Consider the following 17,472-nt stretch of genomic DNA (forward strand, 5'->3'; position numbering starts at 1 on the left):
TGGGACTCTCAGTTGGTTGCCAGGAACGCCCATTTGTTACCGAAGGCCGCCGCTGTAGTGCTCGGCGAAGGCGCCCAGCGCGAACGGCGACCACAGCGTGCGTCCGACGGCAGTACCAGTACTCACACCTGGAGTTCGCCGTCGCGGACGACGACCTGGCCGCCGGCGATCACGTACTCACGACGCGGTGCGCGGACCAGTACGTCGGGCGCGTTCTCGGCGTCGAGCAGCACGATGTCCGCGCGAGCGCCGACGGTGAGGCCGTGGTTCTCGCGGTGCACGAAGGAGGCGCCGTACGTCGTCGCGAGCTCGACCGCGTACGTCAGGTCCTCGTCGGTGCGGAGTCCGTGCAGCCGGGCGAAACCGCGGGCGATCTGCAGCAGGTCGCCATCGCCGTACGGCGACCACAGGTCGCGGATGCCGTCGGTGCCGAGGCCGATCGGGACGCCCGCCGCGCGCATCTCGCGGAACGGCAGCGGCGCCGAGGTGGGCGGAGCGACCGTGGTCCAGGAGATCCCGGCCGCGCCGAGCTGGTCGACCAGTTCGGTCCGTCGCGCCGGGGGCAGCTCGCCGAGCGCGAACCCGTGCGACACGTTCACCTTGCCCTGCAGACCGGCCTGTGCGGTGCGCTCGGCGATCAGTTCGTACTGGAACGCGCCGAGGTCGCCGCGGTCGTGCAAGTGGATGTCGATACCGACCTCGCGCCGGTGCGCGATCTCGAACAGCGCGTCCAGCTGGCCGACCGGGTCGCGGTCGATCGTCGCCGGGTCGAGACCGCCGATGCTCGTCGCCCCTTCGGCCGCCGCTTTGTCGAGCAGGTCGAGGACGCCGGGACGCCGGAGTACGCCGTCCTGCGGGAACGCGACGATCTCCACGTCGACGGCGCCGTCGAGCGCGGCCGCTGCCTCGAGTACGTTCGCGATGCCACGCAGTTCGACACCGAGGTCGACGTCGACATGCGTGCGGGTCGCCGTCGTACCGTGCCGGAGGAACTCACGCAGCACCGCCTTCGCGCCGTCGACGCTCGGGATGCCGTACTTGTCCCGCTCGGCGCGCTCGTGCGCGATCCGGCCCTGCGTGGTCGGCTGACCGCCGTACGACACCCAGGGCTGACCCCACCAGCTCTTGTCGACGTGCGCATGCGCGTTGACGAACCCCGGCAGCGCCAGCAACCCGCGTCCGTCGACCCGCTGCTCAGACTCCGTGCTGGTCCCGGCGGGGGAGAGGTCCGAGATCACGCCGCCGACGATCGTCACGTCGACCGCGTCGCCGCCCCAAGGGCGCACGTCAGCAAGCAGCAAGGAGGTCATGGGCAGAATGGTATACCAAATTCTCACTCCATCCCGCGGCTGCTCCGGAACAGCACGTGGGACTGCGCGAGGTGCTCGGTGGCGAGACGTTCGGCGGCGTCGACGTCCCGGTTGGCGATCGCGGTGAACAGCTCCAGGTGCTGGCCGGCAACCGCGATCAGGTCGTCGTGCTGGGTCAGCAGCCAGCGCATCCGGCTGCGCAACGGGCGCTCGATCTCGACCAGCAGCTCGTTGGACGCCAGCTCGGTCACGATCTCGTGGAAGTCGGCCGCCTTCCGTCGCGCGACGACGGCGTCCTTCGCCCGCGCCGCGACCAGCTGCTCGTCCAGAACCGCCCGCAGCCGGTCGAGTCCTTCCCGGGTACGCCGTTCCGCCGCGAGCCGGAACGTCAGCGGCTCGAACGCCTCCCGGACCTCGGTGAGATCGGCGATGTCGGAGTCGGTGAACGTCCGCACCACCGCCCACGAGCGCGGCCGCAACGTCACCAGGCCTTCGTTGACGAGCGCCTTCAGGGCCTCCCGCACCGGCACCCGGCTGACGTGCAGCGCGGCGGCCAGCTCGCGCTCGACCAGCCGCTCACCCGGCGGCCGCACCCCGTCGAGGATCTCGCCCCGCAGCTGCCGCGTGACCCGTTCGGTCTCCGACTCCCGGCTCTCGCTCATCGACCCTCTCCAGCGTTTGGTATGCCATTCACCAGCCGATTCCCAGCATGGCGTACCGGCCGGTCAGCGGGCGAATCAGCCGGCCGACTTCTCCTTGATCAGGTCCTCGACGGCCTTCGGGATCGTCGTCTCGAAGTCGAGCAGCTTGGCCCACGTCAGCGTGACCGTGATGACCACCATCTCGTCGTACAGGGCCTTCACGCCCTCGGCCCAGCCCGGGTACTGCTCGTCGGTCATGACCTTGTGGCCGGCGATCAGGTAGCCCTCGGGAACGCCCGGGACCAGCTCGAGCGACGCGGTGCCACGGAGCAGCAGCACCTTGGGCGGGAACGCGCCGGTGTCGATGGTGAGCGCGACCTTCGGGTTCTTGCGGAGTGCGGCGACCTTGGCGGTCTTGGGCGCGGTGGCGATCTGGATCTGGTCGCCCTCGACCCAGAACCCGATCGGGATCACCCGGGGGTCGCCGTCGAGGCCGTCGTAGGCGAAGCGGGCCGGCTCGGAGCCGTTCAGGAGCTGCTGCGCGTACGGCTTGGCGAGGATCTCGGCGATCTGCTGCTGGTTCATCTCGGTATCCAATCTGAGGAGGTTGTTCTCATCAGGGGGACGGAGCCGCCGCGGGGTTCTCGACATCGATAGGTTGGCGGATCGTGGAAAGTTTTGAGTTCGGTCGCGGGAAGGTCCAGCTCGCCGACGACGGAGCGGTCGCACAGGTGCTGCACCCGGACGGACGGCGCGTCCTGCTGGACGATGGCGTTGATGGCGCCGTGCACGACAGCCTGCACGCCTGGGGTAAAGGTTTCGTCGCCACCGATCGTGGCGCGCACCGGTTCGACGCCCCGGCGTTCACCCGGTGGCGGAGCAGCGGCATTGACCTGATGTACCAGTTCGGCGACCTGGAGCTCCGGGCCGGCCGCCGGTTCGGTGAGCGGTGGACCGAGACGTACGAGCTCCGCAACACCGGCTCCGACCCGGTCGAAGTCGGTTCGCTGGCGATCAGTACGCCGTACCGCGATGTCTACACGTCGAGCCGGGAGAGTCTCACCGGCGCGGTGCACGCACATGTCTGGACGGGCGGCGCGGACGCGTGGGTCTGGGCGGTGCCGATGGACGGCAGCGGACCCGGGCTCGGCCTGCAGCTCACGGAGGGCGAGCTCTGGGCGTACTCGGTCGAGTCCCGCGAGCCCGGCACGAGCAGCAACATCCGCGGCCACATCTACCTCCATGTCACCGACCATGCACGGGTACCCGGCGCGATGGGAGGCCAACCGGCCATCACGCTCGCGCCAGGAGCGTCGTACCGCTGGACCTGGCAGCTGGCCTGGTGCGACGACCTGCCCGCCTTCCATGCGGACCGCGCACCGCTCGTCGGCGCCGACCGCCTCGCCGTCGAGGTCGGCGAGACGATCCAGCTCCACGACGGGCGCGAGATCACCAGCAGCGAGCCCGGCCTCCAGTACGTCGAAGCTCCCGACGGCCGGTCCCGGATCGCGGTCCTTTTCCACGAGCCGCTGCGCACGATCGCCGAACGCCGCGCCCGCTTCGTCCTCGACCGGCAACGGCGACCGGAGCTACCCGACAGCCGCAAGTACGCGTTCGTGCCGTACGACAACGAGAGCGGTCTCACCGTCCTGTCCAGCGCCTGGCGCGACTGGAACGACGCCCGCGAACGCGTCGGCATGGCCCTGCTCCTGCAGGAGGTCCGCGACCGCGGCTGGGGCGACCGCGCCGAACTGGACGAGGCGCTGACCGGATACGAGCAGTTCGTCCGCGAGCATCTGCTCGACGAGCACGGCACGATCCAGGACGACAGCGTCCACCAGAACGCCGTACGCCTCTACAACTTCCCGTGGTTCGCCCGCTTCCTGATCGGCCAGGGCGATCGCGCCGGCGCGACGCGCATCCTCAACCGGTACTACGAACTCGGCGGCGACCACTTCCTCGCCTTCGACCTCGGCCCGCTGCTGAGCGAACTCGGCCTCCACGAGCACCTCGTCCGGCACGCGACGACCTTCATCGGGTACGGCGACGAGCTGCCGCCGCACGAGGTGAACTACGAGCAGTCGATGGTCGCCCCGCTCCTCGAGCTGCTCGTGTCGGCCTACCGCGTCGCGCCGGACCAGATCGACGGCGCCGAGCTGACCCGGCGCCTCCCGTGGCTGACCGCGTTCGCCGCCGACCAGCCCGACGTACGGCTGCGGCACGTGCCGGTCCGGCACTGGGACGGCTACTGGTTCGGCCGGCTGCGCCTGTGGGGCGACGTCTTCCCGCACTACTGGTCCGCGTTGAGCGCGGTCGTGTACGCCGCCTGGCCCCGCGAACTCGTGACGCCGGACGAGGCCGCCTGGCTGGATCGCGCGGAGGACGCGATCCTCCGCGCGAACCTGGTCAGCTTCGCCGCGGACGGATCGGCGACCTGCGCGTTCGTGTACCCGAGCTGCGTCAACGGCCAGCCCGCCCACATCGCCGACCCCCTCGCGAACGACCAGGACTGGGCCCTCGTCTACGCCCTACGAGCCCTTACGTCCGAAGAACCGGCGTAACGTCTCGCCGGTTCTTCGGACGTAAGCACTAGGCCAGCGTCGGGAGGAGCTCGCGGAGTTGGGCCATCACGTACTCGTGCACGCTCGTCCCGTACGAGATCCGCGTCGCGCCCGCCGCGGCGAGCTCGGCCGGCGTCGGTCCACCGGTCTTCGCGTGCCCGTTGATCGGCCCGCCGACCGCTTCGGCCACCTGGGCCAGCTGGTCGAGCGGCGCGAGGATCGGATACACGCAGTCGACCCCAGCGCGCCGGTACTCGCGTCCTCGCCGTACAGCCTCGGCGACCGGGTCGTCCACCGGTCGGAGGAACGTGTCGACGCGCGCGTTGATCACCAGCTCGGCGCCTGCGGCCGCACGTACCTCGGCCAGATAGTCCGCCTGCTGGGCGACGTCGACCAGTGCGCCGTCGACCGAGTCCTCGAGGTTGCAGCCGACCGCGCCGGTCTCCAGCAACCGCTCCGCGAACTCCTTCGGCGGCAGACCGTACCCGGCCTCCAGATCCGCGGTGACCGGTACGTCGACCGCGCGGACGATCCGCGCCACGGCGGCGAACATCTTCTCCGGCGGGGTCAGCTGCCCGTCGTCGTACCCGAGAACGCGGGCGACCGCGCCGCTGCTGGTGGCTACGGCGGAGAAGCCGGCCTCGGCGACGAGGCGCGCGCTCACCGGGTCCCAGGCGTTCGGGAGGACCAGGGGAGTGCCGCCGTGGTGGAGGGCTCTGAACAGTTCAGCCGTCACGTCGGTTCCCCTCACGGCTTGTAGTGGCCGGGTTCCATCCGGCCGGTGACCCCGACCCGGGTCCACATGTTGATGGTGATGATCAACGCGATCAGCTGCGCGAGCTCCTTCTCGCCGAACGCCTGCGCGGCGACCTCGTACACGTCGTCCGGGACGTGGTCGACGCTGATCAGCGTGATCGCCTCGGTCAGCTGCAGTGCGGCCTTCTCCTGCTCGGTGTAGAACTTCGGTGCCTCCCGCCACACCGGGAGCAGCGCGATCCGCTGCTGCTGGTCCTCGCCGAGCTCCCGCAGGTCGAGCGAGTGCATGTCGGTGCAGTACGCGCACCCGTTGATCTGCGACGCCCGGATCCGCACCAGATGCGCCAGCTTCGGGTCGATCCCCTCGTCCGACACCCGGTCCAGCTCGATCATGGCTTTGTAGAAGTCCGGAACCAGGTTGGCGAGCTTGACCCGCCGCGTTGTTGTGCTCATGCCTTCAACCTAGACATGAACCGGCCCAGCCCCATGGTCCAATCCCCGCGGAGATCGGGGGGCCAATTGTCAGGCCTTGGGGCGACGAACCCAACGCCGCCAGGAGCGGCTCATCGGGTTCCCCGGCGCTCGCTTCTGGATCGGCTTGAGGAGCTCGTCCACGGCCGACCCCAGCGGTGCCAGGTCGTCGGTCGGCGCCTGCGCCGGCGCGGGCTCTGGTGCGGGTTCGGGTGTGGTCAGGGTACGACGAAATACGGACATGACATCCCCTTGGGGGAGAGGGCCGGTGTGGCCGGCACCTCAAGCGGATGTCGTCGATTCCGGAACTACCTCGACACTACTCCTGTCTGGTCCGGAAAGCGCTGGCCAAGACCCGACGGGACCAGTTTGCCGTCACGATCTGATCTCTTCCGCGGGGAACCAGGCGGTGGTCTCGGGGAGGCCGTCGTCCTGGTACTGGACGAGGCCGTGCCAGCCGGACAGTTGGCGGTCGCAGCCGATCAGCCATCCTGAGCGCCAGTCGCCGCCGATCCGGACGTGGACGTGAGCGGGAAGTTGGAGGTGATCGAGCCGGTAGCTGTCGTGGTCCACGGAATCGCTCATGAGGTCTGTCCCGCCGTTCCGGTCGGTAGCCCGCCGGATGTCTTGAATTCGCGGAGCCGCAGCGCGAAGCCACTGCCCTCGTTGGGCGTTATGGGTTCAACGTACCCGGACGCCGGTAATCCGGCGCCGGTCGCGACTCCCGATCCTCGGCGGACTCGGCCGGCAGGGCGGCGCTCAGGCCGTCGAGGATCAGATTGAGGCCGAAGTCGAACTCGTCGCCGAAGTCGTAGCTGGTCTTGAAGTAGTAGCCGGTGGCCAGTTCGACGAGATGCGGGTAGGCGTCGGCGTCGAACTGCTCCATGATCGACTCCGCCACGTCGGCCACGGTGTCGGGGCCCTCGAACGGCAGCGCGGCCTCCTGGAGTGCGAAGCCGTAGATGTAGCTGTCGATCAACGCATAGGCGTGCGCGGTCATCTCGAGGGAGAACCCGGCCGCGCGGAGCGTGGCGATGACCGCGTCGTGGTGGCGCAGGGTCGCCGGGCCTGGCGACGTCCGGGATTCCATCAGGCTGATCGCCCAGCGATGCCGCCGCAGCACGTCACGTGCCGACGCCGCCCGCCGCCGCAGCTCGGTCCGCCAGTCGCCGTCGGCCGACGGCAGTTCGATCTGGCTGAAGACGTGGTCGATGATGCCGTCGAGGATCTCGTCCTTGCCGGCCACGTGGTAGTAGACCGACATCGGCTTGGCGCCGAGCTCCTGGGCCAGCGAGCGGATGGTCAGTCCCGCCAGCCCACCCGCGTCGGCCACTTCGACGGCCGCCCGCAGCACTCGTTCCCGGCTCAGTCGCGCCCGCTGCCTCGGCTCCTCCACAGCTGGACCATAGCAGTTTCGTACAAAGTACGATACGTTGTCCGTACTTAGTACGAAATCCGGTGCTCTGGGGGGCGCCTCAATCCACCAGGGGACACCAATGGCCTCGACAGTCACGACCACCATGCGCGCGATCGTCCAGGACGGATACGGCTCGGTCGACGTCCTGCGCTCCGGGCAGCTCGCCCGGCCCGAACCGGGCGCCGACGAGGTGCTCGTCCGCGTGCACGCAGCCGGTCTCGACCGCGGCACCTGGCATCTGATGACCGGAACGCCGTACCCGATCCGGCTCGCGTTCGGGCTCCGCCGGCCGCGCAATCCGGTCCCGGGACGAGATGTCGCCGGCACGGTCGAGGCGATCGGCTCCGGCGTGAAGACGCACGCGGTCGGCGACGAGGTGTACGGCGTCGCGCCGGGCTCGTTCGCACAGTACGCCGTGGGCCGCGCGGACAAGCTCGTGCGGAAACCGGCGAACCTCTCGTTCGAGGAAGCCGCCGTGGTGCCGATCTCCGGACTTACCGCGCTCGACGCGTTGACCGTCGGCCGGGTGTCGTCCGGGCAGCACGTGCTGGTCATCGGGGCGTCGGGTGGCGTCGGCAGTTTCGCCGTACAGCTCGCCAAGGCGTTCGGTGCCGAGGTGACCGGGGTGGCCAGTACGGCGAAGCTCGAGTTCGTCCGGGCGCTCGGAGCCGACCATGTCATCGACTACAAGCGCGCCGACTTCGCCGACGGTCCGAATCGCTACGACCTGATCATCGACATCGCGGGTAACCCGACGCTGTCGCGGTTGCGGCGTGCGCTGACGGCCACCGGGACCGCAGTCATCACCGGCGGCGAGGACGGCCGCGGCCCGACCGGCGGCATGAACCGGCAGTTGCGTGCCGTTGTCCTCTCACCGTTCATCCGCCAGCGCCTGACCACCTTCGTCAACAAGGAACGCGGCGCCGACCTGGCCCGCCTGACCGAACTCATCGAGACCGGGCAGGTAGTTCCCAGCCTCGATCGCACGTATCCGCTCGAGCAGGTCCCGGACGCGATGCGCCGCCTCATCACCGGCGAGGCCCGAGGCAAGATCGCCATCACCGGATTCACCGCCTGATCGGGCTCCGGCGGTGCTGAGGTCCTCGACGGCCTCGCGATACAGTCCGGTTTCATGGAGACTTCGGGGGATCCGGACGCGGTGGGGGCGGATCTGCACCTGGATCTGGCCGCGGCGCGGGGGCGGAACGAGTTGGCGCGTGCGTTGCACGAGTCGATCCGGAGTGGGCGGTTGACGGCGGGGACCCGGCTGCCGTCGTCGCGGTCGCTGGCCCGGGATCTCGGGATCGCGCGGAACACGGTCGCCGACGCGTACGGGCAGCTCGTGGCCGAAGGGTGGCTGACGGCGCGCCAAGGGTCCGGGACAGTGGTCGCGAGCCGCGCCGCCGTACCGCCGGCACCGGCCGTTTCGTTGCCTGAGGCCCGGAATTTTCGGTACGACCTGACGCCGGGATCCCCGGATGTGGCGACGTTCCCGCGGACCGAATGGCTGGCCGCGGCGCGGAAGGCGCTGACCGCGGCGCCGAACGAGGCGTTCGGGCTCGGCGATCCGCGCGGCCGGATCGAGTTGCGGCGGGTGCTCGCCGACTACCTGGCCCGGGCGCGCGGCGTGCGGGCCGACCCGGAGCTGATCCTGATCTGCTCCGGGTACGTGCAGGCGCTGAGCCTGCTCAGCGAGGCGATCAAGACGCTCGGCGGTACGACGATCGCGGTCGAGGAGTTCGGGTACGGGCTGCATCGGGACGTGATCCGGGCGCGCGGCCTGGACGTGGTCGCCGTACCGGTCGACGAGCTGGGTGCCCAGACCACCGGGCTGACCGGGCAGGGCGTACTGCTCACGCCCGCCCATCAGATGCCGACGGGCGTGCCGCTCGCGCCGGAACGCCGTACCGCTGCTGTCGAGTGGGCGCGGGAGTCGGGGGCGGTGCTGATCGAGGACGACTACGACGGCGAGTTCCGGTACGACCGGCAGGCGGTCGGGGCGTTGCAGGCGCTGGATCCGGAGCGCGTCGTGTACACGGGTACTGCGAGCAAGAGCCTCGCGCCCGGGCTGCGGCTCGCGTGGACGGTGCTGCCGCAGCGGTTGATCGAGCCGGTGGTCGCGGCGAAGCGGACGGCGGACTTCCAGACCGCGACGCTCGAACAGCTCATCCTCGCGGAATTCATTGCCTCCGGCCACTACGACCGGCACGTACGGCGTTCCCGCCTGCACTACCGCCGCCGCCGCGACCGCCTCGTCGAACTGCTCGCGGTCCGCGCGCCGACCGTCGAGGTGGCCGGTATCTCGGCCGGCCTCCATGTGCTGCTGGACGTGCCCGGCGACGCCGAGGACATGGTCGCCCGAGCCGCGCGCCAGGGCCTCGGCCTCGCCACGCTCACGACGTACCACTTCGACCCGACCCCAGCCACCCGCCAAGCAGTCATCGTCGGCTACGGCACCCCGCCGGACCACGCCTACCCCGGAGCCCTAGACCTCCTCTGCCAGGTCCTCGGCGTCTAACCCCGCCGCGCCGCCATCTGCGGGCTCTGCACAAGAACCGAGGCTGATGCCCGGCCGGCTGGGGATGCTGGCTGGTTGGTGCCGGCGCGGGCGGTTGAGTGCGCGTTCTCGACAGGAGGTGTCGAGTGGCTGGGTAGTGCACCTGAGCGTGATCGCGTCCGCGCGTACGGCGTCCCACCGGTGCACTACCTGTCGAGCCGCCGCGCACCCCCGCAATCCCCGTGGCTGCTCAAGGGCTCCCCAAACCAGTTCGGGGAGCCCTGCACCTCGAGGACGGCAGGTGAACCTCCCCAAACCGGTTTGGGGACGCCCGCGGCCCCGGGGAGGTCGTGGGTGGGCAGGTATGGGTTTGCTCTGCTGCCCGGTCCAGGGGCGAACCCTGAAGAGCGGGGAAACAAATCTGCAGATCGCGACGGTTTCTTTGCCGACAAGACCGCCCGCTCCGACGACGCCACTCACCGTCCCGGCGCACCGCCGAAACCCACCACTCGTTGCCCCCGGCCGATTGCGGCAACTGGGAACACGCACCGGGAACAGGCAATGGTGACTGGGGACAGGTAATACCGGGTGCCTACCCGCCATTGCCTGTTGCATGATCTCGGATCGGGTTGATCGCCGCCCACACATCGGGCAGGAGAGGTCAATAACCCGTTCGAGCGCCCGCGATCCCCGGCCCCGTCATCCGCGCACCAGTCACCGTCCAGCGCAGTCGAGCATCGGCGAGCTCGGCAGACACAAGCAGGAAGGGCATGTGGCGCGCGGCTACGCAACGCCCGTCGCGAGCGCTTGGATGTCGTCTGGGCTTACTCGGCAGCAGCCTCCGACGTACTTCGCACCCGCCTCGACCCAGCCGGGTGCCAAGGCTGCTGGCCCGGTGCCGTCGCCGACCCAGGTGCGGGCGACCGCGTCCCAGGACTCGCCGCGGTTGGGGTAGGCGATCGCGGGCTTGCCGGACACGGCGACGGCTGTCTGTACGGCGGCTCGGACGTCGGTCGGCTTGCAGCAGTTGATGCCGACTGCAATGACTTGGGGGATGGCGGGGATCGCGAAGGCGTCGGTGAGCGGTTGGCCGGCGCGGGTGTGGTCGCCCTCGATCGAGTACGAGAACCACGCGGGGAAGTCGAGTTCGCGCAGGAGGTCGACCAGGACCTCGGCCTCGTCGGTGTCGGGGATGGTTTCGACGGCCAGCAGGTCGGGGCCGGCGGCCGCGAGGAGTTCGAGGCGCGGGCCGTGGAAGTCGCGGAGGACCTGCGAGCTGACGCCGTACCGGCCGCGGTACTCCGAGCCGTCGGCGAGCATCGCGCCGTACGGCCCGACGGACGCAGCCACCAACCGCCCAGGGAACTCGTCGCGGACCTCGAGGGCGATCCGGACGCTGCTCGTGATCAGGCGCTCGGCCTCGGCGCGTTCGACACCGGCGCGTGCGAAGCCGTCCACGCTGGCCTGGTAGCTCGCCGTGGTCGCGACCATCGCGCCGGCCGCGTAGTACGCGCGGTGCACGGCGGCGATCTCCGAAGGCGCGTCGCGCAGCAGGCGGGCGGACCACAGCGCGTCGGACAGGTCGTGGCCGCGGTCCTCCAGAGCGTTCGACAGACCGCCGTCCAGGATGACCAGGTGGTCAGACACCTTGGACAAGTTCGAAGACCTCGTCCGCGCAGCCCCAGGAGAGCGTGACTCCGGAGCCACCGTGGCCGTAGCAGTGGATGATCGGCTCGCCGGAGCGCGTGCGCACGAGCTCGCAGCGGATCGCCGGACGTGCCGGACGCAGCCCGACGCGCTGCCGGATGATTTTCGCCTTGCGCAGTTGCGGAACCAGCTCGGCCGCCCGCTCCAGGATCTCTTCGGTGGTCTTCGGGTCGACGGCCAGGTTCCAGTCGCCGGGCTGGCTGGTGCCGCCGACGACCACGTCGTTCTGCCGCGGAATCACGTACGTCAGCTCGTCCGGCGAACGGTCCGCGACCAGCCAGTCGGTCAGCCCGCACGGCTCGACCGTCAGCACCTGGCCACGCACCGGCGTCACCGTCGGATCGCCCGCGGTCAGCCGCGCGCCCAGGCCGGTGCAGTTCACCACGAGATCGGCCCCGGTCGGCAACGCGGACAGCGCGGCCCGGGTCAGCGTCCCGCCCGCGGCCTCGAGCCGTTTCACCAACGCGGGCAGGTACGCCGGCATGTCGATCACCGGCGCCGTGAAGGCCCACCCGTCCGCGAACCCGGCCGGCGGCGACGCGACCCGGGTGAGATCCGGCAGTACGTCGGCCCACCGCGGGTCCGGCGTCCGCTCCACCAGGAACTCGCGCCCGTGCCGCAGTTGTACCGACGGCTCGAGCTCCGTCAGCTTCGTGAACTCCTCGTACGTCGCCCGCGACCAGCCGGCCACGCGATCCTCCGGGGCCGACAGGTACGGGTACCAGATTGCGGCCGCCACCGACGAGGTCGTCTCCAACGGCAGATCGCGAGCGAGCACCGCCACGTCGTACCCGCCCTCGGCGAGCCGGATGGCGCAGCTCAGCCCGATCACGCCCGCACCCACCACGATCACGCGCATTCACACAGTGTTACGTACAGCCCGCAATCACGCCAGGTTGACTGCCAGCGAGTAGAAGCGGGTGATCTGGGTGGCGCCGTTGTTGTCGTCCGACATCAGGTACAGCTGCCGGCGTCCGCCCGGCAGGTATCCGCCGAGGGCGAGCGCCTCGACGTTGTCCAGCAACGGGTTCGGCTGCGGCTGCTTCGCGACGGCGCCCGACGGCGGGCAGTCGACCAGGTCGAACAGCAGCTTCTTCTGCAGGAACACCGACGTCGGCGCGTCCGCCAGCGAGGCCACCTTGGTGACATCGGCCGCCCGCCGCAGCGACACCGTGAACACCCGGATCGTGTTCCCGACGCCCGGTGTGAACGTCCGTTCCATCGACACCAGCTCGGTCGGGCTCGCCGACGCGAGTTCGACCAGCGCGAGTCCCGGGTCGGGCTGGTACGCGTACTGCGCGACCGGCCGGTAGTCGTGCCCGGGCAGACCGAAGTACCGGATGATGCGGTTCCGGCTGCGGTTGCCGGCGTCGGTCCCGTCCGAGGCGAGCGGGCCTTCCATACCGGCGTACAGCGACAGACCGTCACGGCTGACCGCCAGCGATTCGAACGTCGCGTTGCTCGTCGCCTCGCCGGCCGGCGCGACCCGGAAGCGGGCCGGCACCGGCAGCTGGCCGATCTGCTTGCCGTCCGACAGCCGGAAACGCCGGATCGACGGCTCCCGCTCCGACGTCGCCAGGATGGTCCGATCGCCCCGCTCGACGACGAGTCCTTCGCCGTCGAAGTCGCCGCCGTTGTACGGCGTACCGTCCGGGCGCCGGAGTATCGTCATCCCGTCGACCTGTACCGAGGTCGGCTTGCTGTTCACCTTCAGGTCGAACACCCGGGCGGGTGTGGTCGCGACGTTGTCGACGAGCGCGACCGCGCTGTGCGGCCCGGTCACGTTGAGTGCGGACAGTCCCGCCACCGGCTGCCCGTCGTACGTCGTCTTGTCGAGCGCGTCGCTGAAACCGAGCAGCGTCGCATGCTGCGAGCAAGCCCCGCCGTACTGGAGCGGAGTCGCGGACGCGGTGAGCGTCGTGGTGAGGGCGGTCAGGACGACTGCTGCGGCCAGCGGCTGGTGCCAACGCATTCCGGACTCCTAGGAGAGAGACGACCGGACCAAACTACTCGCTGACTCCGCGGCTCAACAGGACGGTCGCGATGAAGCTCCGGTAAAGCTGCAGCGGATTGTCATTGCGCAAGGCAACGACCTTCTCATCACGCCGCTCGACGCCGCGCAGCTGGGTGGCCAGCTCGCCGAACGCGCCGTTGTGGAAGCGCACGGTCAGCTCGGCAGGGAGCGTGATACTCGGCAACCGGATGTCGCTCAGCCGGGCGAGCGCGCGGCGGGCACCGTCGTGGATCAGCTCCCGGGCCCGCTCCGGATGCACCGACAGGGCGGCGTTGTGCGACACCGAGTCCTTCACCACAACCGATTCGATCTCCGGACAGAACGCCTGCGCCTCGTCGATCGTCACCCGGTCGCCGGAGATCAGTACGACGGGAACTCCGTGCGCCAGCGCGGCGAGCGCGTTGATTCCGGCCTCGCCGGTGATCGCGCCGTTCAGCCGGACCTCGGCGATCGCACGCGGGTTGTAGGTGTGGTGCAGCACGGACGACGTCGACCCCGCCGACCCGTGGTACGAAACGAAGAACACGGCGTCGAACGAGTCGTCGAGACCCTGCATCATGTACAGCGGCTTGTGCTTCCCGGACAGGTAGCTCGCGCGCCCATGCAACTCGTCGGGGCGCAGGTTCTGCATTGTCGAGTGCGAGTCGTTCACCAGGAACTCGGTCCCGCCCGCGGCCAGCGCGCCGTCGATCGCGGCGTTCACCTCGGCCTGCAGTTGGCCTCGGTAGTACTCGTACTCCGCGGCGGGTCCGCGTACCTGGCTCCAGTCGACGACGCCCGCCGTACCCTCCATGTCGGTCGACAAGAAGATCTTCATCTAACGGACCATACAAGGCCGTTTCGGGTCGAACCCCCAGTCCTCGATCAGGTACTGCATCGCGATCGCGTCGTTGCGGGCGCCGAGGCCGTGCTCGAGGTACAGCTCGTGGGCGGCGGCCAGCGCGTCGCGGTCGAGTTCGATCCCGAGGCCAGGGCGGGTCGGTACGGCGATCTCGCCGCCGGCGATCCGCAGCGGTTCCTTGGTGAGCGCCTGCCCGTCCTGCCAGATCCAGTGCGTGTCGAGCGCGGTGACGTCTCCCGGTGCGGCCGCGCCGACGTGGGTGAACATCGCGAGCGAGATGTCGAAGTGGTTGTTCGAGTGCGAACCCCAGGTCAGCCCGAAGTCGTGGCACAGCTGCGCGACCCGCACCGATCCGGCCATCGTCCAGAAGTGCGGGTCCGCCAGCGGGATGTCGACCGCGTCCGTCCGGATCGCGTGCGCGAGCTCACGCCAGTCGGTCGCGATCATGTTCGTCGCAGTCCGGAGACCGGTCTGCCGCTTGAACTCGGCCATCGTCTCCCGCCCGGAGAACCCGGACTCTGCGCCGCACGGATCCTCGACATACGCCAGTACGTCGTCCAGCCCCGAGCAGACCGCGACGGCCTCACGGACCAGCCAGGCCCCGTTCGGGTCGACCGTGATCCGGGCCTCCGGAAACCGCTCGTGCAACGCCCGCACCGCGTCCACCTCGACATGCGGATCGAACACCCCACCCTTGAGCTTGAAGTCGGCGAACCCGTACCGCTCCTGCGCCGCCACAGCCAACTCGACAACAGCCTCAGCCGAAAGCACCGGCCTCCGCCGCAGCTCCAACCACCGGTCACCACCGCCTTCCACCTGGTAGGGCAGGTTTGTTTGCGCCACGTCCCCCACGTAGAACAGGTAACCCAGCACCGGGACCGCCGCGCGCTGCTGCCCTTCCCCGAGCAACTCGGCAACAGGTACACCGAGATGCTGCCCGAGCAGATCCAGCAGCGCCGACTCGAGTCCCGTCACCGCATGCACCGTCGTCCGAAGATCGAAGGTCTGCTGCCCCCGCCCACCGGCGTCTCGCCCCTGGAAGGCGGTGGAAATCGCGCGAAGCAGCCCGCGGTATCCAGCAAGCGGCTGGTTGATGAGCTGAGGTGCCGCGTCGCGGATCGTACCCGCGATCTTCTCCCCGCCAGGCACCTCGCCAAGCCCGGTATTACCCGAGCTGTCGGTGACGATCACAACGTTCCGAGTGAAGAACGGCCCATGCGCCCCACTCAGATTCAGCAACATACTGTCGTACCCAGCCACCGGCACGACCTCGACCGACGCGACAGTAGGCGTCATTTCACCTTCTTGATCAGCTCGGTCAGCTCCGCGAGCTCCTCGGAGCTGAGGTCCTGCAGCGGCGGCCGCACCGGCCCGGCGCCGCGTCCGATCGCGTTGACGCCGGCCTTCACGATCGACACGGCGTACCCCTTGGTCCGGTCGCGGATGTCCAGGTACGGCAGCACGAACTCGCGCAGCTTGCGGTACACCGAGTCCCGGTCCTGGGCGATCACGTCGGCGTAGAAGCCGAGCGCGAACTCCGGGACGAAGTTGAAGATCGCCGACGAGTACGTGCTGTACCCGAGCTGCAGCAGCGGCAGCGCGAACGTCTCCGCCGTCGGCAGCCCGCCGACGTACGTCAGCCGCTCGCCGACCAGCGCGTACGTCCGCGTCATCTGCTCGACGTTTCCGACCCCGTCCTTGAGGCAGACCAGGTTCGGGTTCCGGTCCGCGAGCTCCGCAACCGTTACGTCGTCGAGGATCGCATTCGCCCGGCTGTACACCGTTACCCCGAGCGATGTACTGCGGCACACCGCCGACACATGCTCGATCAAACCACGTTGACCGGCCTCGGTCAGGTACGGCGGGAACAGCAGGACCCCGTCCGCACCGGCCGCCTCCGCCGCCTGGGCTCCCGCCACCGCGGCGGCGGTTCCACCGGTCGCCGGTGCGATCACCGGGACCCGCCCGTTCACCTCCGAAACAGCGGTCCGTACGACGGTGTCGATCTCCGCCGGTGTCAGCGAGAAGCCCTCGCCGGTCCCGCCCGCGGCGAACAGGCCCGCGACGTCGTACTTGCTCAGCCAGGACAGGTGCTCGCGGTACCCCGCCTCGTTGAAGCTGAGGTCCGCGTGGAAGTGCGTCACGGGGAACGAGAGCAGCCCGGTCTTCAGCTGCGCGGCGAGTTCAGTGGGGGAGTACCGGGGGGAATCATTGGTCACGCGGCACAGCGTAGGAAGCCGCGTGGATACCTGTCCAAGATCGATTTTGGATCTAATGATGCTCTGGGAGCATCGTGAGCACGCGCTGCAGGACCGGGCCGGTCGCGTCCCGCCGCCAGATCGCGTGCAGTTCGACCGCCTCGACAGGTCCGCCGGGTCCGTCCAGGTCGCAGTACGTCACGCCCTCGACGCCGAGGTGCCGGGCCGACGCCGGCACCAGCGCGATACCGCGACCGGCGGCGACCAGCAGGATCACGGTGAGGATCTGCTGCACCCGCTGCTCGATCCGCGGGTGCGACTCGGCGAGGAACCGGACCGTGAGCTCGTGGAAGTACCGGGCCTGGGTCGGCGAGTAGCTGATCACCTGCTCACCGCTGAAGTCCGCGGACGTCAACGGCCGGCCGAGCGCGGCGAGCCGATGGTTGCCGGGGACAACAGCACACAACGGTTCCCGCACCACGAGCCGGGAGTCCAGTACGTCGGAGTCGAACGGCGGCCGTCCGAGTCCGAGATCCAGCTCGCCGCGCAGCAGCCCGTCGATCTGCGCGGGTGTGACCCGCTCGTGCAGGATCACGTCGACGTCCGGCAGTTCCTCGGACAGCCGGCGCAGCAGCGGCCCGAGCGTCCGGATCGCCGACGTGGCCGTGAATCCGAGCCGCAGCGTCCCCGCCGCGCCCTGGTCCACCCGGCGGGCCAGATCGCCCGCGGTCTCGACCAGCGCGAGCAGCCGGCGTGCCTCGGTGAGGAACGCCTGCCCGGCCTCGGTCAGCTCGACCTTGCGGTTGTCGCGTTCGAGCAGCCGCGCGCCGACGGCCCGCTCGAGCTTCTGCACCTGCCGGCTCAACGGCGGCTGGGTCATGTTCAGCCGGTCGGCGGCCCGGCCGAAATGCAGTTCCTCGGCGACCGCGACGAACGCGCTCAGCTGGTCGAGCGAAAACATGATGTCCGAAAGGTATCACTCGATGCCACATCGGCCTTGGACAGGCATGATCGCCGCTTCCTACGCTCACGAAATCGAGCCCGGAGGAGGGATTTCCG

General features: G+C 69.6%; 18 protein-coding genes. 3 read left to right on the forward strand and 15 right to left on the reverse strand.

What is annotated here, in order from left to right; genetic code table 11:
* Positions 1–122: 122 nt before the first annotated feature.
* From E0H50_RS21625 to E0H50_RS21635, 3 genes are all read right to left on the reverse strand, one after another.
* Positions 123–1,310 (reverse strand): amidohydrolase, encoded by a 1,188-nt coding sequence (locus tag E0H50_RS21625; protein WP_131291387.1) that lies wholly within the window; start codon positions 1,308–1,310, stop codon positions 123–125.
* A gap of 23 nt (positions 1,311–1,333) precedes the next feature.
* On the reverse strand, positions 1,334–1,972 hold the full coding sequence (locus E0H50_RS21630) for a GntR family transcriptional regulator (RefSeq protein ID WP_131291389.1): 639 nt from the start codon (positions 1,970–1,972) through the stop codon (positions 1,334–1,336).
* Positions 1,973–2,047: 75 nt separating this feature from the next.
* On the reverse strand, positions 2,048–2,536 hold the full coding sequence (locus tag E0H50_RS21635) for a pyridoxamine 5'-phosphate oxidase family protein (protein WP_131291391.1): 489 nt from the start codon (positions 2,534–2,536) through the stop codon (positions 2,048–2,050).
* 83 nt (positions 2,537–2,619) lie between these two features.
* On the opposite strand from E0H50_RS21635, the gene E0H50_RS21640 reads away from it, so the two are divergent.
* A complete protein-coding gene (locus E0H50_RS21640) occupies positions 2,620–4,512 on the forward strand; it encodes a hypothetical protein (RefSeq protein ID WP_238151124.1) in 1,893 nt (630 codons plus the stop codon).
* 28 nt (positions 4,513–4,540) lie between these two features.
* Here the strand turns inward: E0H50_RS21640 and E0H50_RS21645 are convergent, their stop codons facing one another.
* The 5 genes from E0H50_RS21645 to E0H50_RS21665 all read right to left on the reverse strand — a co-directional run bounded on the left by E0H50_RS21645 (position 4,541) and on the right by E0H50_RS21665 (position 7,135).
* Entirely contained in the window at positions 4,541–5,248 is a 708-nt protein-coding gene (locus tag E0H50_RS21645; RefSeq protein ID WP_131291395.1) for an isocitrate lyase/PEP mutase family protein, read from the reverse strand.
* 11 nt (positions 5,249–5,259) lie between these two features.
* Positions 5,260–5,721 carry a carboxymuconolactone decarboxylase family protein gene (locus tag E0H50_RS21650; protein WP_131291397.1) on the reverse strand — a complete coding sequence of 154 codons (462 nt, stop codon included), beginning with the start codon at positions 5,719–5,721 and terminating at the stop codon, positions 5,260–5,262.
* A gap of 69 nt (positions 5,722–5,790) precedes the next feature.
* Positions 5,791–5,982, reverse strand: a complete 192-nt coding sequence (locus E0H50_RS21655; RefSeq protein ID WP_131291398.1) for a hypothetical protein — start codon at positions 5,980–5,982, stop codon at positions 5,791–5,793.
* A 132-nt stretch (positions 5,983–6,114) separates the two neighbouring features.
* Positions 6,115–6,324, reverse strand: coding sequence for a hypothetical protein (locus E0H50_RS21660; RefSeq protein ID WP_131291400.1), 210 nt, complete (start codon positions 6,322–6,324; stop codon positions 6,115–6,117).
* 88 nt (positions 6,325–6,412) lie between these two features.
* Complete coding sequence (locus E0H50_RS21665) at positions 6,413–7,135, reverse strand: TetR/AcrR family transcriptional regulator (protein ID WP_238151125.1); 723 nt, start codon at positions 7,133–7,135, stop codon at positions 6,413–6,415.
* Between the two features lie 100 nt (positions 7,136–7,235).
* On the opposite strand from E0H50_RS21665, the gene E0H50_RS21670 reads away from it, so the two are divergent.
* Complete coding sequence (locus tag E0H50_RS21670) at positions 7,236–8,234, forward strand: NAD(P)-dependent alcohol dehydrogenase (protein ID WP_238151126.1); 999 nt, start codon at positions 7,236–7,238, stop codon at positions 8,232–8,234.
* A gap of 54 nt (positions 8,235–8,288) precedes the next feature.
* Positions 8,289–9,674, forward strand: coding sequence for a MocR-like pyridoxine biosynthesis transcription factor PdxR (pdxR, locus tag E0H50_RS21675; protein WP_131291404.1), 1,386 nt, complete (start codon positions 8,289–8,291; stop codon positions 9,672–9,674).
* A 762-nt stretch (positions 9,675–10,436) separates the two neighbouring features.
* Here the strand turns inward: pdxR and mmuM are convergent.
* From mmuM to E0H50_RS21710, 7 genes are read right to left on the reverse strand one after another with little or no spacing between them, the layout of a single operon-like run.
* Positions 10,437–11,300: a homocysteine S-methyltransferase gene (gene mmuM, locus E0H50_RS21680; protein ID WP_238151127.1), complete on the reverse strand. Its 864-nt coding sequence runs from the start codon at positions 11,298–11,300 to the stop codon at positions 10,437–10,439.
* Positions 11,293–12,219 carry an FAD-dependent oxidoreductase gene (locus E0H50_RS21685; protein ID WP_131291406.1) on the reverse strand — a complete coding sequence of 309 codons (927 nt, stop codon included), beginning with the start codon at positions 12,217–12,219 and terminating at the stop codon, positions 11,293–11,295. Before E0H50_RS21685 ends, mmuM begins: the two co-directional genes overlap by 8 nt.
* A 27-nt stretch (positions 12,220–12,246) precedes the next feature.
* Complete coding sequence (locus E0H50_RS21690) at positions 12,247–13,332, reverse strand: esterase-like activity of phytase family protein (protein ID WP_131291408.1); 1,086 nt, start codon at positions 13,330–13,332, stop codon at positions 12,247–12,249.
* Between the two features lie 34 nt (positions 13,333–13,366).
* A complete protein-coding gene (locus tag E0H50_RS21695; protein ID WP_131291409.1) occupies positions 13,367–14,191 on the reverse strand; it encodes a M55 family metallopeptidase in 825 nt (274 codons plus the stop codon).
* On the reverse strand, positions 14,192–15,511 hold the full coding sequence (locus E0H50_RS21700) for an enolase C-terminal domain-like protein (protein WP_131291411.1): 1,320 nt from the start codon (positions 15,509–15,511) through the stop codon (positions 14,192–14,194).
* A complete protein-coding gene (kdgD, locus tag E0H50_RS21705) occupies positions 15,508–16,434 on the reverse strand; it encodes a 5-dehydro-4-deoxyglucarate dehydratase (RefSeq protein WP_131291413.1) in 927 nt (308 codons plus the stop codon). The genes E0H50_RS21700 and kdgD overlap by 4 nt, the downstream gene beginning before the upstream one ends.
* Positions 16,435–16,486: 52 nt before the next feature.
* Positions 16,487–17,374 (reverse strand): LysR family transcriptional regulator, encoded by an 888-nt coding sequence (locus E0H50_RS21710; RefSeq protein WP_131291415.1) that lies wholly within the window; start codon positions 17,372–17,374, stop codon positions 16,487–16,489.
* Positions 17,375–17,472: the final 98 nt, after the last annotated feature.

The sequence above is a fragment of the Kribbella sindirgiensis genome, from assembly GCF_004331435.1.
Classification (GTDB): Bacteria; Actinomycetota; Actinomycetes; order Propionibacteriales; family Kribbellaceae; genus Kribbella; species Kribbella sindirgiensis.